This window comes from Hyphomicrobium sp. (genome assembly GCF_019753045.1).
Lineage (GTDB): Bacteria > Pseudomonadota > Alphaproteobacteria > Rhizobiales > Hyphomicrobiaceae > Hyphomicrobium_B.
In genome coordinates, this window is record NZ_JAIELN010000009.1 from 15,419 (window position 1) to 41,389 (window position 25,971).

The window sequence follows — 25,971 nt, forward strand, 5'->3', positions numbered from 1 at the left end:
CGGCTATGCCGCGGCCGCATCCGGCTGCTGCGTCAGGCCACCCGGCGTCGCGATCTTACGCGCCCAATCGCGCGACCGGTGCCCGGCGTCGACGAGAACCGCAGGCGGCTTCCGGTCTTCATTCGTCGCGAGCGCCCATCGTTCGAACGCTCCCGCCTTCAACGATGTCAGCCAGCTGACGGGACCCGCCAGTACGAGACCCAGAATCACCGGTGACATCCAGGCGAGCAATGCGGGCGATACGGTCCAGGCAATCGCGCCGACGATGCCGCCGATCGCGGTATGCCAGCGCGCGAACCACATCGCATCGTCGAAAGTCAGCGCGCCGTCGCCACGCTTCTGCGCGTTCCAGCCCGAATCGCGACCGGCCAGAATTTCAGCTGCGCCGACCGTCTGCGTCACCATGAAGATCGGCGCGATCAGCATCGAGTAGACCGTCTCGACCAAAACGCCGATCGTCACTCGGACCGCCCCGAAGAAAGTCCCTTCTCTCCGCGCCTGCTGCCACGCGAGCAAGAGACCGAGCGCTTTCGGCAGCAGCACGACGATCATGGTTGCCAGGAAGAGACGCAAGGCGGCGCCTGGATCGATGGTCGGCCAAATCGGGAACAGAGTCTTATCGTCCCGGAAATAGCTCGGGATCATCTGCTGGCCCTGCAGCGCCAGCACGACGCCGACGACGAGCGACATCGCCCATACGCCCGAAATCAGGTAGGAGGCAGCGCCCATGCCGAGGTGCAGCCGTCCCATCGGCGTCAGACCCGGCTGCGAGACGATGGCCAGATGTTGCAGATTGCCCTGCGCCCAGCGCCGGTCCCGCACGACGACGTCGATGATGTTGGGCGGCATCCCCTCGTAGGAGCCCTCCAGCGACGGCATCATATGCACGCCGTAACCCGCGCGCTGAAGCAGCACGGCCTCGACGAAATCGTGGCTCATGATATGGCCGCCGAACGGCTTGCGGCCGGCAAGCTCGGGAAGCCCGGCAGCCTCGGCGAACGCGGCCGTACGAATGATGGCGTTGTGGCCCCAATAGTTGCCCTGGTCGCGATGCCAGAATGCGAGACCCGCGGCGACCGCTGGACCATAGGTATTGGAGGCGAATTGCTGAAGGCGCTGTAGCAGCGTCTCGCCGCCGACGAGGCGCGGCACCGTCTGGATGAGACCGGCCTTGGGATCAGCTTCCATGGCGGCGGCCAGCGAAACAAGCGTGCCGCCCGACATCACGCTGTCGCCGTCGAGAATGATGAACGACTCGTACGCCGCGCCGAACCGCTCGACCCAGTCTGCGATGTTGCCGGACTTCCGCCCGGTGTTTTTGATGCGCCGCCGGTAATAGACCGATGCGATATCATCGAGCTGCCCGCTGAGAGCGCGATAGACAGCTGCTTCCTTTGCGCCGTCCTCTTCTCCGCGCGTATCGGAGAGGATGAACACATCGAAATTTTGATTCCGCCCGAGGTGCTCGAGCTCACGCACCATCGCTTCGACGGCGCCCGCAATACGCGCCGGGTCCTCATGATAGACAGGAAAGAGCAGCGCGGTGCGCGACGTCAAAGGCGACGTCGGGAGCGGCGGCTCGATGGTGTCGGGCCGCTCACCCGTGAAGAGCGGAAGAAAACCGAGAGCGGCACTCAAGCTGCCGATCGCAATCCAGCCGAATGCGATCGTCGATAGAATAAGAAAGAGGAACTGCACTGGCGTAATGACGACGAACGACAGGATGCTGAAGAGTTCCTGGGCGAAAGCTGCCGTCAGCACCGCGGCGCCGGCGAAGATCGCCGTACGAGGCACCCAATATCCCCGCCGCCTGATTTCGGCGACAACCTCAACCGGCTTAGCGAAATCCTGGACAGGCATGTCGAGCGGCGCCGAATGCGGCAAGTGCCGCCACGGACCGGCGTCGCGACGATGACTGGAATAGGGCGATGCGGGAAGCACCTCGCCAATGAAGTTCTCGTTTACGGCTTCGTCCATCGATAGAGCCAAGTCTCCGAAACCGCCTGATCGCCTGCCTTCAACACACAACGCAGCTCGACGAGTTGGCTGTCGCCGGGCGCCAGTTCAAACGTCACTCGAACACCAGAGATTTCGAGGTTCCGCTGGACAGAAACGTTGGAAACCTTACCCGCGCTCGCCGATAGGTCGACAGCGGGCAAGTCCTTCGCATCTTTGACCAAAGGTCCTGTCAAATCGATGACGAAGATGATGCTGCCTGGCTTTTTCCCGCCTCCAACCCGCGTCTTGACGACGCGGGCGCCCGACCACGACGTCGGCACATCGGGACCCCAATAGAGTTTGTAGTTGAAGACATGCGGGCCACCGGCGGCGAGACCCTTCGATGGTTTCCAGTAGACCGCGATGTTGTCGTGGATCTCATCCTCGATAGGAATCTCTATGAGTTCCACGGAACCGTCGCCCCACGGACCCTGAGGTTCCACCCAAACCGTCGGGCGCCGTTCGTAACGGCTCTCGAGGTCTTCGTAGTTGCGGAACGAACGATCGCGCTGCCAAAGCCCGAATCCTTGCGGATCTTTGTCCATGAAAGCGCTGAGTTGTAGCGTCTTAGGGTTATTGAGAGGACGCCAAAGACGCTCGCCGCTGCCATTCACCAGCGCCAGACCCTCACTGTCGTGGACAGCGGGACGGAAGTCTTCGGTCCGCCGTTGGCTCGCTTGTCCGTGGAAAAACATGCTCGTCAAAGGAGCGATGCCGACATGACTGAGCGCCACTCGCGGATACAAAGTCGCTTCGACATCCATTACCGTCGTCTCTCCGGGTGCGATCGCAAACCGGTAAGCGCCGGTCGTAGATTGACTGTCGAGCAACGCATGGACGACGATTTCGGTTGCGAGCGGTTTCGGTCTTTCGATCCAAAAGCTCCGAAAGAATGGAAACTCCTCGCCTCCCGGTTGCGCGGTGTTGAGAGCTAACCCTCTTGCGGAGGCGCCATAATTCTCTCCCCGTCCAACGGCCCGCAGATAGCTCGCACCTTGGAAAACCGTATATTCTTCGAAGGCGTCGGCACGGTTGATCGGCCCGTGAATCCGAAATCCTGAAAATCCGAATGGCGCTGCATCTGGCCCCGGGCCGATGAGCGGACCGAAGGAAAACAAGTTGCTGTCGGCGACGAGACGAGTCGCCTTTCCGTTCTCGACGATCCAGAGATCGACCGGAACATCATACAGCCACCCCATCGCGAACGGCTGAACCTGAAAGCCGAGATGCTCGCCCTTCCAGATCGCTTTCTCCGAACGAAACCGGATGTCTCTATATTGATCGTACGAGAGCTTGTTGAAGGGCGCCGGTAGAGCATCCATGGTCGGCTTCGAAAACGGCTGGTCTGCCAACCTCTTCGCTTCGGCCTTCAACGTGGTCTGACCGAACGCCATGCCTTGCGGACTTGGCTGTGCCTGTGCCGGCGCTGGCGTGGATTCTCCCTCGGCGTGAGATTCTGTGACTGCCAGGGCCAACTTAGCGAGCCCAAGAGCAAAACTTCCCGCCACTGCCCTTTCGAGCAATGTGCGGCGATCAACAAAATTACCTGTCATTTCCGATATCAGCCAACCCCTGCGGTGCGTACGTACCGCCCTCTCGCTGTCCACAAGCGCCCCCGGCGGCCGGTCCCGAAATGGCTAGCGGATGATTGTGGCAGATTTTCCACGGGAACCCCGGAAGCGTGTGACTTTCACGTTGAGGATAATTAGGTCGACACCACTTTTTCAACTGCCCATACACAGCCCAGAATAGTTATTTCCGAAACGGAATTTCCCTTTTATCTTTAATGCACTAACTAGACTTTTGACACCGAATTTAGCCCGAATCACCCCTGATTCGGTGATGCAATCTCCACACAGTCAAAATCTCTTTTCGGAATACTCTAGGCGTACCCAAAGTGCTCCACTAATCAATCGCCGAAGATCGGATCGTCTTTATAATAATGCTTGTGCTCGGCGCACACGTTGCAGCGATTTAAAATTGCAACCGCTTGCCCGCTCAACAAAATCAATTCGTCTGAAATTCGGTTGGGGAGTGACCATCGTGTGGCAACTTCAGCGCTCGTGGCCTTTCAGTCACAATCCCACGCCATTCCACCGCTCATACGTCTAATCCTGTTCACGGACGGAAACGGATCTGCTTATAGATACGGCCTGAGCGGTCATTCGGGGGGAAGCCCGTACACCGCTGAAGACGGGTTTGAGGACGGTTAACAATAAGCACTACGTAAAGAAGAGTGTTGGGCTGAACAGTCTGTTCCGTCCGTCATTCCTCAAGTCGAAGCAGACGGGAGCTAAATTCATGAACAAATATCGTCTGAGTGCGCTGGTAGCAGCAGGCCTGGTTGCAGGTGGCCTGTCCGCTGGCAGTGCATCTGCGGCTGATCTCGGGGGGAACTGCTGCGCAGACCTCGAGGAACGGATCGCGGAATTAGAAGCTACGACGGCACGCAAAGGTAACCGCAAGGTCTCGCTCACCGTATCCGGTTGGGTCGGTCAGCAGGTCATGTGGTGGGATGACGGCGGTGAATCGAACGTCTACGTCACCGACCTCGGCTCGACGCTCGCCAGCCACGTGAAGTTCACGGGCCAGGCAACGATCCTTCCGGGTTGGACGGCAGGTTACGTTCTGCATCTCGAAGCTGTCGGTTCGGACAGCCTCACGACCAACCAGTTCACGCCCGACGGCCCGTCAGTTCTGACAGGCAAGTCCAACGGTGTGGGCACCCTGCAGTCGTTCTGGTTCATCAAGAGCGACCAGCTTGGTAAGGTCTCGGTCGGTAAGCAGTCTCAGGCTTCGGACAACACGGCCATCCTGGTCGACGGTTCGGGCTCGCTGGTTCCGGCTAACTGGGTCTCGTACGACGTCAACAGCTTCTTTGTCCGCCGCTCGGATACCGGATCTTTGACTGATGTGACATTGGGTGCAGCCGGCGGCTGCGTCTGGGGTGACTGCAACGGCCTGCCGACCAACAGCGTCCGTTACGACTCGCCGACGTTCGGTGGCTTCTCAGTGTCTGCATCTTGGGGTGAAGACGACTTCTGGGACATAGCCGCTCGCTATGCTGGCGAATGGGCAGACTTCAAGGTTGCCGGCGCTGTTGCATATAGCGAAAGCTCGAAGTCCAACTTCAACTCAGTGAACATGGTGCAACCCGCAGGCAGCCAATATCTGCAGGTTGGTTTGTATGCTGAGCACGTCCCCACTGGTCTGTTCGCCTATGGCGCATACGGCCACCTGAATCAGGACAACTCGAACGCTCCTTCGAACGAAACGTTCTACGTCAAGGGTGGTATCCGTCAGCGTTGGAACCCGCTGGGTCACACCATCCTTTACGGTGAGTACGAGCGAGCAGAGAACAATTCGTTGGTCGCAGGTGTACTCGACGGCGACCACATTGACCCAACCTTCACTGGTAAGACCAATGTCAAAGTGTGGGGTCTTGGTGTGGTCCAGGAAATCGACGCTGCTGCGATGTCGATCTGGGTTAAGTACCGCCATATCAACTCAGATCTCACCGATATCGAGGCAGGCTCGATCCCGACGGACAGCTTCCAGTACGTTGGCATGGGCGCTCTGATCAACTACTGATCTGACCGTACCTGAACCAAAATAAGAAGGCCGCCCAAATTGGGCGGCCTTTTTTTGTGTTTCACAATTTCGCCGCTGTGGCGTAGACGCAACAAACACATGTTGCGATCCGATCATTGCCGAATTCGACAACGCACTGTTTAAAATATCGGATTTTCGTCCGCGCTCGGACAATTGAATTAAATGAGGTTTTCTTGCACCTGCCAAGAATAAACCTGCAAATTGCAAACCTGAATTGTTGCGCAGTCGCGAATCGCTAATCTCCCCGTCAAGCGGCGATGTCACTTGCCGGTGTCCCGCAACGGGCTCCTCCATCAGTGGCCGACTGCGGCGAACGCCGAAGTACCGCGTCCAGGACTAGAAGTGCTGAAGACGGGAGAAGGGTGAAATGAGGAAATTTCGGGTAGGCGCTCTGGTCGCTGCAGGCGTCCTCGCTGGCGGACTCGCCACGAGCGCCTCTGCTGCGGACCTTGGCGGTAACTGCTGCGCAGATCTCGAGGAGCGAATCGCAGAACTGGAAGCAACCACGGCACGGAAGGGCAACCGCAAGGTCTCGCTCACAATTTCCGGCTGGGTTGGCCAGCAGGTCATGTGGTGGGACGACGGCCGTGAATCGAACGCCTACGTCACAGACCTCGGTTCGACGATCGCCAGCCATGTGAAGTTCACAGGCCAGGCAACGATCTTGCCGGGTTGGTACGCCGGTTACGTTCTGCATCTCGAAGCTGTCGGCTCGGATAGCTTGACGACAAGCCAGAACGTCGTCGACGGTCCAAACGCTTTGCTCAAGCCCGCCACAGTCAATGGCGTAAGCACGCTGCAGTCGTTCTGGTTCGTGAAGAGCGATCAGCTGGGCAAGGTTTCAGTCGGTAAACAGTCAGACGCGGCCGATAACGCGGCGATCCTCGTTGACGGTTCGGGCACGCTCATCCCGGCTAACTGGGTGGCCTTCGACTACAATAGCTTTTTCATCCGTGAAAAGGGTTCGGGCAGTCTGTCACCCGCGGTCTGGGGCGGCAATTATTGCCAGAGCTGGGGTGGCGCCTTGGGCGACTGCGCAGGCGTCCCGCGTAACGTCGTTCGCTACGACTCGCCGACATTCGGCGGCTTCTCGGTATCGGCATCGTGGGGTGAGGATGACCTCTGGGCCATCACGACTCGCTATGCGGGCGAATGGAACAGCATCAAGGTTGCAGCCGTCGCGTCCTATACTGAAAGCACTGACGAGTTGTGCTGCAACACATCCAGCGGCTTCGTAGTTCTGAACAACACCCAACAGTACTTCCAGGCGGGTGCGTACGCCGAGCACGTTCCGACCGGCTTGTGGATCTACGGCGCCTACGGCCACGATGACTACGACGATCCGACCAACTTGACCGGCAGCAGAGGCCAGTCTGAGGTGTGGTATCTCAAGGGAGGTATCCGTCAACGCTGGAACCCGCTGGGCCACACCGTCCTCTACGGCGAGTATGAGCACGCACACGGTGAAGGCATCTTCGCAGCGTCGGGTGTCGATGGCTTCACGGCTCTCGGGGACTTCAGTGCTGCGAACAAGGACACCACCAAATTATGGGGCCTCGGTGTTGTCCAAGAGATCGACGCTGCAGCAATGTCGATGTGGATCAAGTATCGCCATCTCGAATATGATGACAATAGCAACATTCGGTTCGACGACTTCCAGTACGTATCCTTCGGTGCTCTGATCAACTACTGATCTCCCGCCGTAAATGCCCCAATACGAGAAGCCGCCCAATTGGGCGGCTTCTTCGCGTTGTGGGCCCCCTTGGCGCATTGTCCCGGCGCGCCAAAGCGCTTATTTTTCTCACATGTTCGAGACTTTCTTCACTGAGCTCCGCTCAGCCAAACTGCCCGTAACGCTCAAGGAATACCTCACGCTGCTCGAGGCCGTCGGCACCGGAATCGCGGGCGGCCGAGTCGAGGACTTCTACTATCTCGCCCGCGCAACCCTGGTGAAGGATGAGCGCAACCTCGATCGCTTCGACCAGATCTTCGCGCACGTCTTCAAGGGCATCGACCTTCTGCCCGAAGCAATCGAAGCCGAAATTCCCGAAGAATGGCTCCGCCGTATCAGCACACTGCACCTCTCCGAAGAGGACAAGAAGAAGATCGAGGAGCTCGGCGGCTGGGACAAAATCATGGAGGAGCTGAAGAAGCGCCTTGCCGAACAGAAAGAGCGTCACCAGGGCGGCAACAAGTGGATCGGCACCGGCGGAACCTCGCCCTACGGCGCATACGGATATAACCCTGCTGGCATTCGCATTGGACAGCACGAGAGCCGGCATCGGCGCGCCATCAAGGTTTGGGACAAGCGGGAATTCAAGGATCTGGCCGGCACGGCTGAAATCGGCACGCGCACCATCAAGGTCGCGCTTCGCCGCCTACGCCAATTCGCACGTTCCGGAGCTGCCTCCGAACTCGATCTCGACAGCACGATCCGCGGCACTGCCGAGAAGGGCTATCTCGACGTTCGCCTGCGCCCCGAGCGGCACAACACCGTAAAGCTTCTGATGTTCTTCGACATCGGCGGTTCGATGGACGACCACATCCGCGAAGTCGAAGATCTCTTCTCCGCAGCGCGCGCCGAGTTCAAGCATCTCGAATATTATTACTTCCACAATTGCCTCTACGAAGGTGTCTGGAAAGACAATGCTCGCCGTTACACCAACAAGATCGATACATGGCAGGTGCTCCACACCTACCACGCCGACTACAAGGTCATCTTCATCGGCGATGCCTCGATGAGCCCTTACGAAATCACCGTCCCCGGCGGCTCGGTGGAACATATGAACGAGGAGCCCGGCGCCGTCTGGCTGAAACGAGTCGCCGATATCTACAAGCACACCATTTGGTTGAATCCCGTCGACGAACGGCATTGGGACTGGACGCCATCCATCGGCATCGTTCGTCAGCTCCTCGACGGCCGAATGTTTCCCCTGACACTCGACGGTCTCGATGCCGGAATGCGTGCATTGATGCGTTAAGAACGTCGTTCGGACGTACTTTGGTGGGTAAAATCCCATCAGGCCTACCGAGTTGTGCCACAAACATTTAGGCTCCGAATGTGGCTAACTCGATTCTAATGATTGACCTTCGGCTTGGCCTGGGGACAATAGCTTAGAAATCCGGGGTGGGGGGAAACATCCCAATGAAACACGTCAGAATTTTTCTGGTAGCTGTCTCGACAGCAGCCCTTGGCGGCTGCGGCGCGTCGCTGCCGAGCCTCTCGACCGGTTCCCTTTTGGGCGGCGGTTCGAAAGCGGCTACAGAAAACGCCAATGCGAACGATCCGCTCGCGCGCGCGATGGACGTCGCAGCGACATCCGCACGCGCTATTAAATGCGGTTACAATTTCGATCCGGCGAAACTTAAAAACCAGTTCTTGTCGGCCGAGACCGCCGCCAATCCTGCGGATGGCGCGAAGCTTTCGCAGGTTTATGACACGGCATTCAACGGTGTCTCCAAAGCGCTGAAAGAAAAGGGCGCTGATTATTGCTCGGAACTGAAAGTCGCGAGGATCAAGCTCGCACTGACCCGCCATCTCAATGGCGACTACACGCCCTCGCCTCCGGAACCAACCGAAGACGGCGGCGGACTTCTCAGTGGCTGGGGCGGCGGCGGATCGAACAGTTCTGAAGAGGGCGGCGCCCGCATGAAGGAAGTCTTCCAGAATTGAGACGGACGGCTCTCGGGCCTCGAAAATCGAGCTAGCCGGATGTTCGCGTGCAGCAAATTCTCTGGGCCGAAATCATCATCAAAGGCATCGCCGGTCTCGGGCTTTTGATCGTTCCGCTCGCGGCGCTCGCAATTGCGGGACTTGCACGACCTCCGACCGGACTATGGCCTCGCCTCGTGGGCGCGCTTTCGCTCGCTATCGCGGCCAGCATCTGGATCGGGCTTGAGTATCCGGCGAGCCGGGGATCGATTGGCCCGGCGGCGCTCGTTCCGATCAATCTTTTATCTGCAGCTGTATTGGTCGCAGCGCTCGTGATGGGAACCGCCGCCCCCACACAGCGCGGCAAAGTCCTCATCGCTGCAAGCGCTATTTTATTGACTGTCCTGGCATTTCTCGAAATCGCACACGCGTAAGGACATTGGTCAGAATTGTGCGCCGCTAACGCTCATCTAACGTTTGCCCGCTACAGCATCAGAAGGAAATCCTGAAACAGCGGGCATGCCCCGCCACCGAGATTGCGCTGGCCAATGATGACCACTGCCGCCCGCACGCTGACGTCTTTCGAGCGGCCAGCCATAGAGAAATCCCGCGCCGTCGCGGCCGTGCATCCGACGTATTGCGAATTTGATCTCATCACTGATCGCGCAGCGTTCGATGCTCTCGAAACAGAATGGAATGATCTTTTCGCGAGAGCCGGCAAACCAACGAACGTATTTCAAACCTTCAATTTCTGCTGGCACTGGGCCAATCATTATCTGCACGAGCGCGACGGCCGGCCGAGCACACTGAAACTGCTGCTCATCACGGCGCGCCGCGATGATCGCCTCATCATGGTGTTCCCCCTCGTCGCCGAGCGCGTGCGGGGTATTACGCAAGTCTTCTGGATGGGCGGATCTGCCGGCCAATACGGCGACGCCCTCATCGAGAATGTTCCGGATAAAGATGCGATCCTGCGCGCCGCGTTCGATTTACTGCGCACGCAATCGGCTGCCGACATCCTCCGCCTGCGCCGCGTCCGCGAAGACGCGAACATCACTCGACTGATGAATGACCTCGGCGCCACGGCCGCCGAACGGCTCGTCGCGCCCTATATGGATCTGACGTCGGCTGAGAATTTCCCCGCCTTCGAACAACGCTATTCGAGCAAGACTCGAAAGAACCGCCGCCGCCTCTTACGCAGGCTCGAAGAAAAAGGCCCGATGCAATTTCTTCGCCTCCATGGCGGCGAAGAAGCCCGTCAACTTGCGGTCGAGGCGCTCGCGCTCAAATCCGAATGGCTCAAATCTCGCGGCCTGCTGTCGAACGCAATCGCCGATCGGCGCATGACCGATCTGTTCGCCGATCTGGCCGAGGGCAAAACGAAGCCGGCTGGCTGCATCGTCTCGGCTTTGAAATCGAACGGCGAGATCGCGGCACTCGAAGTATCCTTCGCCTGCAAAGCACGCATCGCGATGCATTTGATCGCCTTCAATCTCGAGTACGAAAAGTCGGGCGCCGGCGTTTTGCTCTTGGAGCAAAGTCTGAAGGACGGATACGCTGACCGCCTCGAAGCCTGCGATATGCTCGCCCCCGGCGACGATTACAAATTCGACTGGTGCGAGAAGGCAGATTCCGTCGTCGATTGGGTGATGCCGCTCACGCTGAAGGGCGAAATCTACGCAAGGGTCTACCTTGGATTTCTCCGCACACGCATCAAGTCCGCGCTTAAAAACCTGCCGAAACCGCTGCGGCGGCTCATGCGCGACGGCGCGAAAATCGCGGCCGCCGCCGAGAAATAGCGTATTATTTTACGCCGAGCTTCTTCTGCAGGCTCGATGACGACGTCGTGTACTGGAACAGCAGCTTCTTGTCCGGATAGACGATCTTGTGAGCGGCCTGCGCCATCAGCGCGCCCTCATGGAAGCCCGACAGAATGAGCTTCAGCTTACCCGGATACGTGTTGATGTCGCCGATAGCGAAGATGCCGTGTTCGCTCGTCTCGAAACGCTCTGTGTCGACGGGAACGAGGTTCTCGTGAAGATTGAGCCCCCAATTGGCAACCGGCCCGAGCTTCATCGTCAGCCCGAAGAAGGGAAGCATGGCCGAACAGGCAATGCGTTCCGTGCCGGACGCGGTCTTGACGTCGACCGCCGTCAATTGCCCGTTCGCCCCTTCTAGCCCCGTCACCTGGCCGATCATCAGACGCACGGTCGCTTCCTCGACGAGCTTGCGCATTTTCTCGACCGAATGCGGCGCAGCGCGGAACTCGTCGCGGCGATGGATCAGCGTCAAGCTCTTGGCAACCGGCGCGAGATTGAGCGTCCAGTCGAGAGCGCTATCGCCACCGCCGACGATGACGATGTCGTGCCCGCGCATCGATTCAATTTTGCGCACCGAATAGAAGACCGATTTGCCTTCGTATTCTTCGATGCCATTGAGCGGCGGCCGTTTCGGCGTAAAGGACCCGCCACCCGCAGCGACGACGACCACTTTAGCGAGAAACTCGGTTCCCGCGTCGGTCGTAAGGCGGAAGCGGCCGTCCGCCTCGCGAACCAGACCGTCGATGCGCTCGCTGAAATGGAACTGCGGACCGAAAGGCTTGATCTGCTCCATCAGCCGGTCGGTCAATTCCTGACCTGTAACGACCGGAAGCGCCGGAACGTCGTAGATCGGCTTCTCGGGATAAAGCTCCGCGCACTGCCCGCCGGGCCGGTCCAGGATATCGATGACGTGCGCCTTGATATCGAGAAGACCCAATTCGAAAACGGCGAAGAGTCCGCACGGACCCGCACCGATAACGACGGCATCGGTTTCAATCGGGCCGGATGTTTCAGACGCTTCGGAAATGTCGGAAACTTCGAGCGCGGCGGGAGTAGTCTCGATCATTGCGATCGTCCGTTTGAAAATGAGGATACGTCAGAACTGCTTCGCGGGTACGCGGACGACGAGACCGTCGAGAGCGTCCGTGATCTTGATCTGGCAGCAGAGCCGGCTGCCTTCGCGGACATCGAACGCGAAATCCAGCATGTCCTCTTCCATGTCGGCAGCTTTGCCGGTTTTGTCCCGCCAAGCTTCGTCCACGTAGACGTGACACGTTGCACACGCGCAGGCGCCGCCACACTCGGCCTCGATCCCGGCAATGTCGTTAAGCTTAGCAGCTTCCATGACGGTCAGACCGTTTTCCGCCTCCACCGTTTGACTCTCGCCGTCGGGTTGGATGAACGTTATCTTAGTCATGGTTGCGTGCGCGTCCTTGTGGCTTGAAAAGGCTGCCAATAGGCAGCTTCGAGCGAATTGGATTGATTAGCTAGCGCGCACACTTAGATGGACAGAGCTTCTATTTCAAGCCGAACGGGCGCGCGTCCCTGCGCCGCGCAAATGCTGTTGCCCTGATGCTTAAGCCAATTTGCTGGATTGGTGGAAAAACGTGCGGGCCTCGGATGCCGCAGCTTCCAGTTTGATGATCGCGTCCGAGCACGCTTCGGGCTCCGCGCTGCAAACAAGTGCTTCAGCTTGTTGGGCCAATCGCGCCATCGGCCATGCCCCGACGGCCCGGCTCGATCCCTTGAGGGTATGGGCCGCAATTTTCCAGTCGCGCTCAGTGGCGGCCGACCTGAGAGCCGCGATCGTCTCGGGGAGTTGTGCGAGGAAAAGCCCGATAACCTCGTCTTCCAGCGCTTTATCCCCAAGCGTGTAACGCCGCAAATGGTCGAGATCGACGGGCAATTCGTTTGAACAGCCTTGGTTTTCCGGGGCCTGAAGTTCGAACGAGCGAGCCGGTCGGACATCCATGATACGCATTCCGATGCACTTAGCGCTGCTGTGGGCATAGCTTCGCCATGCCTGACCTTTGAATAATCATGGTCGCAAATGCGCGATAACTCTGGGTAAAGCGGGCCGCGGTGTTTCAGCCATCGTCGTAAACCGCTACTTAACCTACAGGCGTGAGGCCGCAGGGGTATCCCGAGCGACCCCTCGGCCGCAATCCGGCCGCAATGCGCGCCCCAAACTCGCTAAGTCTCTTAGATGCATAGACATTCCGTATGGTTACCCATGTGTTTCCATTTTGTAACCAAGTAAAAATCTTATAGGGTGCGAAATGGGAGTTCCGGTGGGCCTGAAGCGCACGGGCTTGTGTCGCGTACCGGATCGAGTGGGGGGCATTGCGCAATGTCGCAGGATCAGATTGCGAAGCTCATGGCTATCGGCGGCAGAACGCAGCCGGCATCGACGGAGCCTACCTTGAGCGCTCCCGATGGTTTGCGCCAAGCAACAGGTCAAGTGACGGGCCCAACAACCGGCCAAGCGACCACCCAACCGGCCGGCCAAACATCGATCCAAAAGGGCTCGATCGACACGCCGCTCGCCCTTCCGCCGCCGCTCCTCGGCGACGCCGCGCCAACGCCGCCGCTGAAGCCCGACAATGAAACCGCGAGCGATGACGCGCCGACCCGCCGCGTTGCACGCCGCCGCCCCGCAGGTCCCGTACGCGGAAAGATCGCCGCCAATGACGACGTCCCAAGCATCGGCGGCCTGATCTACGCCCTCGAGCAAAAGCCCTCGAGCAAAGTTTTCCGCTTCGCCGCCATTGGCAGCGCCGTTTGGGCTGTTGTCGGATTGACCGTCGGCGCACTGACGATGGCGCCCGGTTGGCAGGCAGGCGAAACCTTCTCGTCGCTGCTGCTGCAGCCGGCGACGTTCTACACGATAACGGCCATCGTCGCGCCGATCGGAATTATCTGGCTCCTGGCACTGCTTAACTGGCACATCGCATCGCTTGCGCTCAAATCCGCAACGATGAGCGAAGTCGCGATCCGCCTCGCGGAACCCGATAGGACCGCCGAACAATCGATCGCGAGCCTCGGCCAAGCAGTCCGCCGGCAAGTCTCGTTCATGAACGACGCCGTGTCGCGAGCGCTCGGCCGCGCGGGCGAACTCGAAGCCCTCGTCCATAATCACGTCGCAGAACTCGAGCGCTCCTACGAGCACAACGAGCGCCGCATCCGCGAGCTGATCAACGAGCTCGGCGGCGAACGCCATGCGCTTCTCGACACGTCGACCAACGTCACCGAAACGCTGAAAACGCTCGGAACCGAAATCCCGACGCTCATCGAAAAGCTTTCGCAGCAGCAGTTGACGCTGCGCGGTATCATTTCGAACGCAGGCGAAAATCTTGCCAACCTTGAAGGGTCCTTGGCGACCGCGACAGGCCGCTTCGAAAACGCCGTCGGATCGCGCACGCTGCAACTGCAGTCCGTCCTCGAAGACTACACGTCCGCGTTCTCTACTGCTCTCGGCGCCCGCACCGAACAGATGCGCGTGACGTTCGACGGCTATATGCAGACGCTCGATACCACGCTCGGCAATCGCACCGAGAATTTGCAGACCGTGTTCGAGGAATACGCCCGCGCGCTCGATACGACCCTTTCAAACCGCGCCCAGGCGCTCGACGGGCAGCTCGTCGAACGCACACGGTCTCTCGACGAAGCCTTCCAGCGGCGGCTCGAGCTGTTCGACGATCAGATCATGCGCTCGACGACGGCGATCGATCACGCGGTCAGCGAAAAGGCATCCCTCCTCACCAATGCGCTCGAACTGCATTCCCGCACGTTCCGCGATACGATTGCGCACCAGGCAGCCGAGCTTGACGATTCCGTGATGAACGGCATCAACGCCGTACGCCGCACCAGCGAGAACATCACGCGTCAGACGATGAAGGCCATCGACGGCCTCTCCAAACAGTCGGGTGTCCTGCAGAACGTCGCCGAAAATCTGTTCTCGCAGATTCACGGCGTCACCGATCGCTTCGAGAACCAAGGCCAGCAGATTCTCAAAGCCGCCAACGTGCTCGACACCGCAAACAGCAAGATCGAAACGACGCTGCAGTCGCGGCACGCCGAACTCTCCCACACGCTCGACCGCCTCTCCGGCAAGGCCGACGAATTCGGACGGACGATCGCCGGCTACTCGACGAACCTCGAAGGCTCGTTCTCGAATATCGAGCTCAAGGCGAGAGCGATCGCAGAAGAGCTGCGCGACAGCGCCGAGAACCGCTCGCGCGCACTCATGGCCGAACTCGACCGCGTCAAGCACGAGACCGAAGCCCAGGGGGACCGGGCGCTTTCCGACTTGAGAAACCGCTTCCAGAACGTATCGGGCGAACTCTCTCGGGAATTCGAACACCTGACCACCCGCTTGTCGTCGGCATCCGACGAGACGCGCATGCGCGCAGCGGAAGCGGCAGCGACCCTTGCCCGCGAGCAGGCCCGCATCCGCGAGGAATCCGCACGGCTTCCCGCAAGCACGCGCGAAACCGCGGAGTCCATGCGCCGCGCGCTGCAGGATCAGTTGCGCGCGATCGAACAGCTGACGCAGATTTCCCAGCGCGCCAACGCGCCGCGCGAAATCATCCGGCCGGATCTGGCTCGCCCCGACCCGGCTCCGGCGCGCCTCGGCGGCTCCTTGACCTCCTCCCTCGTTCAGCAGGAAAGCGCACCGAGCCGCGGCAGAGGCGCGTCGCAGCAGGAAGCACGCGAAGGATGGTCGCTGGGCGATCTATTGGCCCGCGCCTCTCACGAGGACGAGGCCCCCGCGCAGGCCCCGGAGCCGCCGCCCGCACCTGCTCCCGTTCGTCTCGACGTCGGCATGATCGCACGCGCGCTCGACCAGGCAACGGCAGGCGCCATTTGGAATCGCATCCGCGCGGGCCAGCGCAACGTCCTCGTACGCAGCATCTATGCGCCGGAAGCACGGACGCTCTTTGACGAGATCTCGACGCGCGTCAAAACCGATAACGATCTTGCCCAGTCGATTTTCCGCTATCTGTCCGACTTTGAACGCATCATCAAGGAAGCGGAAGCGCGCGACACATCCGGCCGCACGGCGCACACACATCTCGTTTCGGAAACCGGCCGGGTATATCTGTTCCTCGCCCACGCCGCCGGCCGCATCCGGTAGCGGGCTTGCCGTTCTCCTTCGGTCACCCGATGTCGGTACGATCGATGCCAATCTCGCGATGGGCGATGACCGATGACCGCGCTGACCATTGAAGCCCGAGCCGAAGTCTGGCCGCTTAGAGAAGCTTTCGTCATTTCACGCGGCGCCAGAACGGCCGCCGAGGTCGTCGTCGTCGAAGTCTCCGACGGCGAACATAAGGGCCGCGGCGAAGCGGTGCCGTATACTCGGTATGGCGAAAGCGTCACCGGCGTACTCGAAGACATTCGTGCATTGACCGGTCGCGTTTCAACACGCGCCGATCTTGCGCAGCACCTCAAACCGGGCGCGGCGCTCAACGCACTCGATTGCGCCTTCTGGGATCTTGAAAGCAAGCGCACCGGCAAGCGCGTCGTCGAGCTCGCGGGCCTCACACCGCCAACGTCGAAAGTCACCGCATATACAATCAGCCTCGACGCGCCGGAGACGATGGCCGACAAGGCAGCGCGCGTGCCGAGCCATTCGCTTCTGAAACTCAAACTCGGAGGCGCGGGAGACGAGGCCCGCATGCGAGCGGTTCGTGCCGCCCGTCCAGATGCGCGGCTACTCGTCGACGCGAATGAAGCATGGACCATCGAGACGGTGCAGCATCTCGTATCCGTCGCCGCCGAGTGCGGGATTGAGCTGATCGAACAGCCGCTTCCCGCCGGCAATGACGAAGCCTTGCGCCACATCGAGCGCGCCGTTCCGATCTGTGCCGATGAGAGCGTGCATACGGCCGCCGACATTCCACGCCTCGTCGGCTCTTACGATGCGGTCAACGTGAAGCTCGATAAGGCCGGCGGCTTGACCGGCGCGATCAGCCTCGTGCGGGCAGCGCAACGGCAGAACTTCAAGATCATGATCGGCTCAATGGTCGCGACCTCGCTAGCGGTCGCCCCCGCCATGCTGCTCGCCCCGGAAGCCAATTGGATCGATCTCGACGGGCCTCTGCTTCTGGCGCACGATCGCGAATTCGGAATGCGGGTAGAAAACGGAATTATGTATCCGCCGGTGCCGGAACTTTGGGGCTGAGTTCTCTATCTTCCGCTCTGGCCTCGCCAAACACCGCGCTCTTGCGCGACCGGACGAGCCATAGTCCCGCGCCAAGCGACACAATCGAAATGGCCACCATCGCGAGATACGACATCGATCCGCCACGCGCGTAAGCCCAGCCCGCGATCAGCGTCGAACATCCCATCACGACCCCGGACGACATCGTCGCGTAAAGTGCCTGCGCCGTGCCCTGCTTCTCCCGGTCGACGGTATCGTGGATGAAATGGATTGCTCCGATGTGCGTCGCACCGTACGTCAGGCCATGCAGGACCTGCAGCGGCAGCAGCACGGCGAGAGGCGGGTCGAACGCCATCACAAGCCAACGCAGGATCGCGGCGGCCGCACCGGCGGCGATCAATTGCGCTGCTCCGAACCGCTGAATGACGGAACCGGAAACCGAAAACAGCAAAACCTCTGCAAAGACGCCGATGGCCCAGAGACTTCCGCTCCACGCGGCCGAAAGCCCCTGCCGTTCCCATATCAAAATGCCGAATGTGTAGAACGCTGCATGGGAGGCGATCGCAAGCCCCGCCGCGACGAGGAAGACCAGAAACTTCTTCTGCCTCAGCAAATCGCGAAGCGCCGCACCTTGCCAAAGCGGCACCGAGGGCTTCGCCGGTGCGTGCGGCCTCTCTTCCGCCGGCAAGAAGTGACCCGCAAGGACGGTCAACCCGCAGCCGAAAGCGACAAGCCAAACCCCGGCGCCCCCACCAAACGCATTGATGACGACGCCACCGGCAAAAGAGGCCGCGACGAACGACAACGAACCCCAGAGACGCACACGCCCATAATGAAGCCCGCGATGGCGCATGCCGTTTACCGCAATCGTCTCGATCAACGGCATGATCGTCGAATTGCACAGCATGAGGAGCGTCGCGAAGAGTAGAATGCTGGCGAAAGATTGAGATGCCGCAAGCGCCAGGACGAAACCCAACGCAAGCCAGGCGAGAATGATCAGGTATCTTCGATGAGCCCACTCCCGATCGGCCGCCATGGCGATCACCGGACTGACGAACAGGCGAAGGAAGAGAGGCGTCGCGACGATGATGCTAATCTCGGCGGGTGATAGCCCGCGCCAATTCAGCCAGACAGGCATGAACGGGACGTGCGTTCCGTAAACGACGAACAACGCCGCGTAGAACAACGCGACCGGCACCGCGAAGCTCCACCTCGCGTCTCTGACCGCGCCCATACCTCGGTCCCTTATGCTCAAATGCTCACGTCACCGTATAAGGCCGAACTGCTCAGAATGAACTTCAACTTCCGTTCGGTTCATCCGGAGGTTGTGTCTACGCCGCGCGAGAATCGCGTAACCCATTAAGCTGATTTTTGCGGAGCACAATACGGCCATGCAGGCTCTTCCCTCGATCATCCCAAGCGACACCGAAACCGAATACCGGGCCATCGAAACGACGCTGCTGGAAACCGCCCGCGGACGCTGGTTTTTGGCGGAGCACGGGCGTCGTGCGCGCCGGCTCGATAGCGCGCTTCTCGAGGATGCAATCAAGCGTCTGCAAAGCTCACTACGCGAGCCGCCTGCCCTCCTCGGTCAGCTCAAGGCGGAAATCGAAGCGATCAAGGCGAAAATGGCTGAAACGCGCGCCGCTCTGCTCGCGAGACCTACAGTCGACGAAAGCATACTGCCGTCGCACGCGATCCTGAAAGCTGCCGAAGATATCCACGACATTGCCTGGTCGCTTCAGGCCAACCCATTCGATCCAAAGGGTTGCGAGGAAATCGCGCGCAACGCCGGCCGGCTTTACGCGATGAGCCAATCTCAGGCAGCGCAGTCCAACCGCGTCGTCTCAGCGGCGAGTGCGCTCGAAACATCCGCGAACAAGCTCGAAGGCATTCTCGAAAGCATCATGCACGAGCTGAAAGTCGACGACGCGGCGTAAGCCTTTCTTCGATCCGCAGACACAAAAAAAACCGGGCACGTTGGCCCGGTTTTTTTTGCTCTTAGATAAGGTTGCCTACCACTTCGTACGCATGCCGACCGAGAAGAGGTCGACCGCTGCCTGGGACGTACCGGAGAACGTTGTCGGATTGGGAACGCCATCGACGCTCGGTGGAGACAGCTCTACACCGCCATCCTGGATGAAGAGGTGCGAATATCCCACGTCGAGCGTTATCGACTCGCTCCACTTGTAGCTCGCACCGACGCTCAGCCAGATCCGGTTGTTATCCGGGATCTGAACGAGTCTTCCCGTCGCACTATCTATAGGCGAAATCTCATAGGCGACACCGCTGCGAAGCGTGAGCAGCGGAGAATAGTCGTACTCGCCGCCAACCGAGAAGAACCAGCCGTCGTTCCAGTTCGCCTCAACCGCCAGCGTATGGCCGGGTATATCGAGCGGAAGATCTTTGAACCGGCTCCAGTTCGTCCATTGGACGGTTCCGAGAAGTCGCGTCGTCGGCGTGATGACCTGACGTCCGCTCAACGTCACGATATCCGGCAGATTGACGGTCGCGACGCCAGGCACATTCGTGCCAGCCGTCAGAGCCACTGAATGGAAGGTGCCTTCCATATCGTGCGTCATCTGCGAGCGATAGCCGAGACCGATGGTCGTCCCCGGCGCCGGCTCGAGTGTGATACCCGCCGTGCCGCCGAACGCCCAGTCGGTGCCGCCGAACTGAGCTATGTTGCCTGTAGGATCGCGAAACTGCAGCTTCGTCTGCGCCCATTCGATCTGCACGCCCGCGCCGATCGTGATGCCCGGTGCGATACGGTAGGCGATCGTGGGATTGGCGTTGATCGTGAGAAGCTTGGACGTCACGCCCAAGTACGACCCGATGTAAGACGTGTTGTCCGGCTTCGTCGCCAGTCCGAACGGCGAGTTGATCGCGATGCCGACCCAAAGATCTTTCGCAACCTGATACGCGCCGTAACTCGCACTCGTCGTGGCGTCGATGCCGATGTTGCCGCTGCTGCCCTGCGCCGGGCTCGAAAAGTCGATATTGGCGTACGGCAGAACAAGCATGTAGGCCGATTCTGAATTTAGCCCCGAGAACTGCGCCGTGGCCGCCGAGTTCCAGAACATCGACCCGAGGCTGCCGCCAGCCGCCGTGCCTGCCGAAGCCGAGCCCATGAAGACAGTCGACTGCTCGCGAATGTCGAACCCGCCCGCCGACGCAGCGCTCGACCAAGTCGCAAGCGCGACTGCGCCGATGGCCGCCAGCCGCATCGAATTCTCTTTTATATTTGAGTGCCGCATCCCTTGCCCCCACGCCTGCGACGGCGTTTACCCTAGTTCTCACAATACGTGTATCTTTGACCTAGCTCCACGCAGGGGAACGCTCAACGGGGCCAAAACATCTATCCTGTGCCACTTGAGCAACAAGAACAGCGGCAACAAAAAACCGGCCCGCCGTAAGCGGACCGGTTCTTGCCAAGCCCCGTTTCAATCCCTCGAAACTTAGCTTGGCGCTCCCCCCGGAGTCTGTGAACGGCGTTATGCCGAAGTCGCGCGCAAGCTGCCAAAGTCCTAGATGGGGCGCAAGCCTTGACGCTTCCCCTGACGTGCGAGTCGAAGAGCTTAGATGCTCTCTCGCAACAGGCCCTGCACGTACGACTAGGAAGCACGCGCCCGAAATGGCGAAGCTACGCTTTCCTCAGCGCAAAATTATGGTCGACAGGTCCGTTGCCTTTGCCGATCTGCATCTGCGCACCCGCAAACAACGCGTGCCAGACGAAACCCTTTGCGTACTCCACAGCCTCGCGCATCGGCTGCCCCTGCGCGAGCCCGGCCGCAATTGCCGCCGACAACGTGCAACCCGTGCCGTGCGAATTCCGCGTTGCAACGCGCGGCCGGCGAAGAACATGATGCTCTTGTCCGTCGAAGAAAACATCGACGGCTTCTTCGCCTGCTCCATGACCGCCTTTGAGAAGCACCGCGGCGCAACCGAATTTCATCAACGATTCGGCTTGCACGCGCATATCCGCTTCGGTCTCCGCCAGCGGGCCATCGAGTAATCGGCTGGCCTCCGGAATGTTCGGCGTAATAAGGCGAGCCCTCGGAAGCAAAGCGCCGCGCACCGCATCGATGGCGTCGGGCGCGAGAAGGACGTCCCCGCTCGTCGCGACCATCACTGGGTCGACGATCACGGGCACAGCTGGAGCTTCCGCGAGAAGGCGCGCGACCGTCTCGACGGTCGCAGCGTCGCCGAGCATCCCGGTTTTCATGGCCGAAACGTCGAGATCGGAAACGACCGAACGAAATTGTGCGGCGATGAAGTCGAGCGATATCGGAAAAACGCCCGTCACCCCGAGCGTATTCTGCGCCGTCAACGCCGTGATGACAGTCGCACCGTAGACTCCGAAAGCGGAAAACGTTTTCAGATCCGCCTGAATGCCGGCGCCCCCCGAAGGATCGGACCCAGCGATTGTAAGAGCGATCGGAACAGTCTCGGCGGCCATTATTTTCATTCCAATGGCTTCATTTGAATAGCTGGAGCCCCCCGCCTCAGGGCGTCCCCTTTCTCAGGATGTCCGAGCTGAGATCGGAGGGCGTGACGAGGGATTCAATCCTGCCCAGCGCCGGGAAGTTCTCGATCATCCATTGGCTGAACCAGTTCTGCGCACCAAACACGAATAGCAGGCCTGTCACGACCAGCAGCAGCCCCATGATTTTCTCAAGCGTCGCGAAATGGCGCTTGAACCGCTTCATGAACCCGAGAAACGGCCGTATCGCGATAGCGGCAAGGATGAACGGGATGCCGAGACCGAGCGAATAGACGAGGAGCAGACTGACGCCAGCTGAGAGGCTCGACTCGCTCGCGGCAAGCGTCAACACCGTTGCAAGCACCGGCCCGATGCATGGCGTCCAGCCGAACGCGAACGCAAGCCCCATGACGTATGCGCTGAGGAAGCTCGATTCCTTTGCGGCGGTCGAATACCGCGCTTCATTGTAGAAAAGATGGATGCGGAAAATTCCGAGGAAGTGCAGACCGAACAGAATGATGACGATGCCGGCAAGCGTTCCGAGCGAAGCGCGATAAGAGAGCAGCACCTGACCGATCGAACTCGCTCCGGCCCCGAGGCTGACGAATATCGTCGTGAACCCCAAGACGAAGAACACCGCGGAAATGACGACGCGCAACCAGACGGCGCGGTCTACCTTTTCATCACCCGTAAGCTGATCGAGCGTCGTTCCGCCGATGTAACCGAGATACGGCGGCACGAGCGGCAGCACGCACGGCGACAGGAAGCTCGCGAGCCCAGCAAGAGCGACGCCGAGATAGATATGAGCATCTGCGAGCATTACGGCCTACTTCCTAATGCTTGGCTCGCCGGTAATGGCGTCTTCAGCGCGCGAGCGCCGCGACGCCTGGCAATTCACGGCCCTCGAGCCATTCCAGGAAAGCGCCGCCAGCGGTCGAGACATAGGTGAAATCGTCCGCCACGCCGGCCGCGTTCAAAGCCGCAACCGTATCTCCGCCGCCCGCGACCGAAACAAGCTTTCCTGCTTTCGTCAATTGAGCGGCCGCACGGGCCAGCGCAAACGTACCCTCGCCGAAAGGCGCAATTTCGAACGCTCCGAGCGGGCCGTTCCAAAGCAGCGTTTTGGTACGATCGAGGAGTTCACTGGTGTGCGCAACGGATTTCGGACCGACGTCGAGGATCATCGCGTCCGCCGGCACGCTATCGATCGCAACGACCTCACTAGCGGCGCCTTCCTTGAATTCGCGCGCCACCACCGCATCGACCGGCAGAACGATTTCGCAGCCCTTCTGCTTCGCAGCAGCCATGATGTCTCGCGCGGTAGCATGGAATTCCGGCTCAGCAAGAGATTTGCCGACGGCCACACCGAGAGCTTGGAGAAACGTGTTCGCCATGCCTCCGCCGATAATCAGGCTATCGACCTTCGCGACGAGGTTCGTCAAAACCGGAATTTTCGTCGAAACCTTGGCTCCGCCGACGACAGCAGCGGTCGGCCGCTGAGGCTTTTCGAGCGCGGTTCTGAGGGCGTTGATCTCTTCCATCAGAAGTGGCCCGGCGTACGATGGAAGAAAATGCGTCAATCCCTCGGTCGACGCATGCGCGCGGTGCGCACACGAAAACGCATCTCCCACGAAGATGTCGCCAAGCTTGGCAAGCTCTCCCGCGAAGGCCGGATCGTTCTTCTCTTCACCCTTGTGAAAGCGCAGGTTCTCGAGAAGCGCTACATCGCCATTCTTCAGCTGGCCGACGGCACTCGCCGCTTCGGCACCGATGCTATCGCCGCCGAATGCAACCGGGCGACCGAGCAGCCGTTGCATCATCTCGGCGACGGGCTTCAACGACAGGTCGGCTTCAGGACCATTCTTCGGCCGTCCGAAGTGCGAGATCACGATGACCTTGGCGCCGCGATTGGCCAGCGCGTTGATGCCGGGCAGCAGCCGCTCGAGACGCGTCGCGTCGGTGACTTTCCCGTCTCTCACCGGAACGTTGAGATCGGCTCGAACGATAACCCGTTTACCTTCGACGTCGATCCCATCCGTCGTCTTCAGCTTGTCGAGGTTCATTCCGCGTCCATTCCGGTATCAAATGCGTGGTTGTCAGCTCGTCATGCGGATTTCGAAATCGCGCCCCGCGCTGCGTCTGCTACGTGCGAAGCCGTGATGCCGAAATGCTCATAGAGCTTGCCGGCGGGCGCAGACGCGCCGAAACCGTGCATGCCGATGAAGACATCGGATTTATTGCGCAGCCATTCATACCAGCACTGTGCCGTGGCCGCCTCGACCGCAATCCGCGGCACGTCGCCGAGGACTTCGCGTTGGTAGGCCTCGGACTGAGCGCGGAAGAGCTCGAACGACGGCATCGAGACGACGGAGGCCTTGATGCCATCCTTCGCCAGCTGAGCGGCCGCCTCGACCGCGAGGCCGACCTCGGAACCAGTCGCGAGCAACGTCACGTCGCGCTTGCCCTCCGGGGCCTTCAAAACATAGGCACCCTTTGCGCTGAGGTTTTCAGCGCCATCCCCGCGCAGATTGGGAACCGCTTGCCGCGACAGGGCCAGAACTGACGGTGTCTCGGTGGCCGCAATCGCAAGCTCCCAGCACTCTGCCGTTTCGACGCCGTCAGCCGGACGAAACACATTCAAGTTCGGGATCGCACGGAGCGAACTCAGTGTCTCCACGGGCTGATGCGTCGGCCCGTCTTCGCCAAGGCCGATCGAGTCGTGCGTCAGCACGTAAAGAACGCGCTGCTGCATCAGAGCCGAGAGACGAATGGACGGACGGCAGTAGTCGGCAAAGACGAGGAACGTGCCGCCGTAGGGAATGAACGAGCCCGAGAGTGCGATGCCGTTCATGGCCGCGGCCATACCGTGCTCGCGGACGCCATAATGAATGTAATTGCCTGAGAAGTTCTCGGGCGTCACGGAGTTGTGGTGCTTGGTCCGCGTGCCGTTCGATCCCGAGAGGTCGGCGGATCCGCCGATCAGTTCCGGCAGAACCGGCACGAGCCGCTCAATCGTCAACTGCGACCAGACCCGCGTCGCGCGCTTTGCGGTATCGCTCGTGAAAGCGGTCTTCGCTTCGGTGATTGCCTTCGCAACGATGGCTTTCGTATCGCGCCCCGCGATCAATGCGTTCGCTTCCGGGCTCGCAGCCGACAAGCGCTTTGCCCACTCGGCGCGAAGCTTCTCGTGCGCGCTGCCGACACCGCGCCAAGCAGAGAGGATGTGATCGGGAACCTCGAACGGACCATACGGCCAACCGAGCTTCTCGCGCGTATTCTTGATCTCCTCGGCGCCAAGCGGTTCGCCGTGAGCAGAAGATTTACCGGCTTTGTTCGGCGAGCCATATCCGATCTGCGTCTTGCAGGCGATGAGCCACGGCTTCGACGGATCGGCCTTGGCCGCTTTGATTGCCGCCGAAACGGCCGCCGCATCGTGGCCGTCTACCTTCGTCGTGTTCCAGCCCGACGCTTCGAAGCGCTTCACTTCACTGTCCGAGACCGAGAGGCTCGTCGCCCCGTCGATGGTGATCGAGTTATCGTCCCAGAGCACAATCAGCTTGCCGAGCTTCAGATGCCCCGCGAGCGAAATGGCTTCCTGGCTGATGCCCTCCATCAGACATCCGTCACCGGCGATGACGTACGTATGATAGTCGATGAGTTCGGAGCCGACGCGCGCCGCGAGCAAACGTTCCGATAGCGCCATGCCGACGGCATTGGCGAGACCCTGCCCGAGCGGACCCGTCGTCGTCTCAATTCCGGGGGCGTGGCCATATTCGGGATGACCGGCCGTCTTCGAACCGAATTGGCGGAAGTTCTTGATCTCCTCGATCGTCATGCCGGGATAACCGGTCAGATAGAGGAGTGAATAAAGAAGCATCGACCCGTGACCGGCCGAAAGGACAAATCGATCGCGGTTCGCCCATTCAGGCGCACTCGCATCGAACTTGAGTGCTTCGGTGAACAAAACGGTCGCGACATCGGCCATGCCCATGGGCATCCCGGGATGACCGGAATTGGCCGCCTGAACGGCATCCATCGCCAGGGCGCGGATGGCGTTGGCCATTTCCCCGCGGCTTGCTGCTGGCACCGTGTCGGCCTTGATCTGGGCTTTACTCATTCTTTTCGTGGATCCGTTTTCCATGAGCGCCGCTGGCGCCACCGTAAGGTCGAGGGACATTTACCGGGGGATTACGGCCCCGTCTACCGCAGCGAGCCCCGTGGTGCACGGCAAAAACCGCCC

20 protein-coding genes are annotated in these 25,971 nt (G+C 60.2%); 9 read left to right on the forward strand and 11 right to left on the reverse strand.

Annotated features, from left to right (window positions below; genetic code table 11):
• Window positions 1-3 precede the first annotated feature (3 nt).
• The gene (mdoH, locus tag K2Q04_RS11085) at window positions 4-1,977 is read right to left on the reverse strand and encodes a glucans biosynthesis glucosyltransferase MdoH (protein ID WP_291163339.1); all 1,974 of its coding nucleotides are present in this window, start codon (window positions 1,975-1,977) and stop codon (window positions 4-6) included.
• Window positions 1,962-3,551 carry a glucan biosynthesis protein G gene (locus tag K2Q04_RS11090; protein ID WP_291163342.1) on the reverse strand — a complete coding sequence of 530 codons (1,590 nt, stop codon included), beginning with the start codon at window positions 3,549-3,551 and terminating at the stop codon, window positions 1,962-1,964. Before K2Q04_RS11090 ends, mdoH begins: the two co-directional genes overlap by 16 nt.
• Before the next feature lie 748 nt (window positions 3,552-4,299).
• Here K2Q04_RS11090 and K2Q04_RS11095 point away from each other — a divergent pair.
• From K2Q04_RS11095 to K2Q04_RS11120, 6 genes are all read left to right on the forward strand, one after another.
• Window positions 4,300-5,589 carry a porin gene (locus tag K2Q04_RS11095; protein ID WP_291163345.1) on the forward strand — a complete coding sequence of 430 codons (1,290 nt, stop codon included), beginning with the start codon at window positions 4,300-4,302 and terminating at the stop codon, window positions 5,587-5,589.
• A 388-nt stretch (window positions 5,590-5,977) separates the two neighbouring features.
• On the forward strand, window positions 5,978-7,303 hold the full coding sequence (locus K2Q04_RS11100; protein WP_291163348.1) for a porin: 1,326 nt from the start codon (window positions 5,978-5,980) through the stop codon (window positions 7,301-7,303).
• A gap of 112 nt (window positions 7,304-7,415) precedes the next feature.
• Complete coding sequence (locus tag K2Q04_RS11105; RefSeq protein ID WP_291163350.1) at window positions 7,416-8,591, forward strand: VWA domain-containing protein; 1,176 nt, start codon at window positions 7,416-7,418, stop codon at window positions 8,589-8,591.
• 164 nt (window positions 8,592-8,755) lie between these two features.
• Window positions 8,756-9,283, forward strand: coding sequence for a hypothetical protein (locus K2Q04_RS11110; RefSeq protein WP_291163351.1), 528 nt, complete (start codon window positions 8,756-8,758; stop codon window positions 9,281-9,283).
• Window positions 9,284-9,330: 47 nt separating this feature from the next.
• Entirely contained in the window at window positions 9,331-9,696 is a 366-nt protein-coding gene (locus tag K2Q04_RS11115; RefSeq protein WP_291163353.1) for an ABC transporter permease, read from the forward strand.
• Between the two features lie 114 nt (window positions 9,697-9,810).
• Window positions 9,811-11,061, forward strand: a complete 1,251-nt coding sequence (locus tag K2Q04_RS11120; RefSeq protein ID WP_291163355.1) for a GNAT family N-acetyltransferase — start codon at window positions 9,811-9,813, stop codon at window positions 11,059-11,061.
• Between the two features lie 4 nt (window positions 11,062-11,065).
• On the opposite strand, the gene K2Q04_RS11125 is transcribed toward K2Q04_RS11120, so the two are convergent.
• From K2Q04_RS11125 to K2Q04_RS11135, 3 genes are all read right to left on the reverse strand, one after another.
• Entirely contained in the window at window positions 11,066-12,148 is a 1,083-nt protein-coding gene (locus tag K2Q04_RS11125) for an NAD(P)/FAD-dependent oxidoreductase (RefSeq protein WP_291163358.1), read from the reverse strand.
• A 30-nt stretch (window positions 12,149-12,178) separates the two neighbouring features.
• Entirely contained in the window at window positions 12,179-12,499 is a 321-nt protein-coding gene (locus K2Q04_RS11130) for a 2Fe-2S iron-sulfur cluster-binding protein (protein WP_045837936.1), read from the reverse strand.
• A 159-nt stretch (window positions 12,500-12,658) separates the two neighbouring features.
• Window positions 12,659-13,054 carry an Hpt domain-containing protein gene (locus K2Q04_RS11135; RefSeq protein WP_291163361.1) on the reverse strand — a complete coding sequence of 132 codons (396 nt, stop codon included), beginning with the start codon at window positions 13,052-13,054 and terminating at the stop codon, window positions 12,659-12,661.
• 378 nt (window positions 13,055-13,432) lie between these two features.
• Here K2Q04_RS11135 and K2Q04_RS11140 point away from each other — a divergent pair, with 378 nt between their 5' ends.
• Both K2Q04_RS11140 and dgcA read left to right on the forward strand, forming a co-directional pair.
• The gene (locus K2Q04_RS11140; protein WP_291163364.1) at window positions 13,433-16,219 is read left to right on the forward strand and encodes a hypothetical protein; all 2,787 of its coding nucleotides are present in this window, start codon (window positions 13,433-13,435) and stop codon (window positions 16,217-16,219) included.
• Between the two features lie 72 nt (window positions 16,220-16,291).
• Window positions 16,292-17,269 carry an N-acetyl-D-Glu racemase DgcA gene (gene dgcA, locus K2Q04_RS11145; protein ID WP_291163368.1) on the forward strand — a complete coding sequence of 326 codons (978 nt, stop codon included), beginning with the start codon at window positions 16,292-16,294 and terminating at the stop codon, window positions 17,267-17,269.
• Here the strand turns inward: dgcA and K2Q04_RS11150 are convergent.
• Window positions 17,235-18,482, reverse strand: a complete 1,248-nt coding sequence (locus K2Q04_RS11150) for an MFS transporter (RefSeq protein ID WP_291163371.1) — start codon at window positions 18,480-18,482, stop codon at window positions 17,235-17,237. The two genes, dgcA and K2Q04_RS11150, sit on opposite strands and share 35 nt — an antisense overlap.
• A gap of 157 nt (window positions 18,483-18,639) precedes the next feature.
• Between K2Q04_RS11150 and K2Q04_RS11155 the strand changes: the two genes are divergently transcribed.
• On the forward strand, window positions 18,640-19,188 hold the full coding sequence (locus K2Q04_RS11155) for a hypothetical protein (protein ID WP_291163373.1): 549 nt from the start codon (window positions 18,640-18,642) through the stop codon (window positions 19,186-19,188).
• 75 nt (window positions 19,189-19,263) lie between these two features.
• Here K2Q04_RS11155 and K2Q04_RS11160 read toward each other — a convergent pair whose 3' ends face one another.
• The 5 genes from K2Q04_RS11160 to tkt form a co-directional block, all read right to left on the reverse strand.
• Window positions 19,264-20,475 (reverse strand): OmpP1/FadL family transporter, encoded by a 1,212-nt coding sequence (locus K2Q04_RS11160; RefSeq protein ID WP_291163376.1) that lies wholly within the window; start codon window positions 20,473-20,475, stop codon window positions 19,264-19,266.
• Between the two features lie 416 nt (window positions 20,476-20,891).
• Window positions 20,892-21,707, reverse strand: coding sequence for a bifunctional hydroxymethylpyrimidine kinase/phosphomethylpyrimidine kinase (gene thiD / locus K2Q04_RS11165; protein ID WP_291163941.1), 816 nt, complete (start codon window positions 21,705-21,707; stop codon window positions 20,892-20,894).
• A 46-nt stretch (window positions 21,708-21,753) separates the two neighbouring features.
• Window positions 21,754-22,551: a cytochrome c biogenesis protein CcdA gene (locus tag K2Q04_RS11170; protein WP_291163379.1), complete on the reverse strand. Its 798-nt coding sequence runs from the start codon at window positions 22,549-22,551 to the stop codon at window positions 21,754-21,756.
• A gap of 43 nt (window positions 22,552-22,594) precedes the next feature.
• Window positions 22,595-23,794 carry a phosphoglycerate kinase gene (locus tag K2Q04_RS11175; RefSeq protein ID WP_291163382.1) on the reverse strand — a complete coding sequence of 400 codons (1,200 nt, stop codon included), beginning with the start codon at window positions 23,792-23,794 and terminating at the stop codon, window positions 22,595-22,597.
• 41 nt (window positions 23,795-23,835) lie between these two features.
• Complete coding sequence (gene tkt, locus K2Q04_RS11180) at window positions 23,836-25,848, reverse strand: transketolase (RefSeq protein WP_291163385.1); 2,013 nt, start codon at window positions 25,846-25,848, stop codon at window positions 23,836-23,838.
• Window positions 25,849-25,971: the final 123 nt, after the last annotated feature.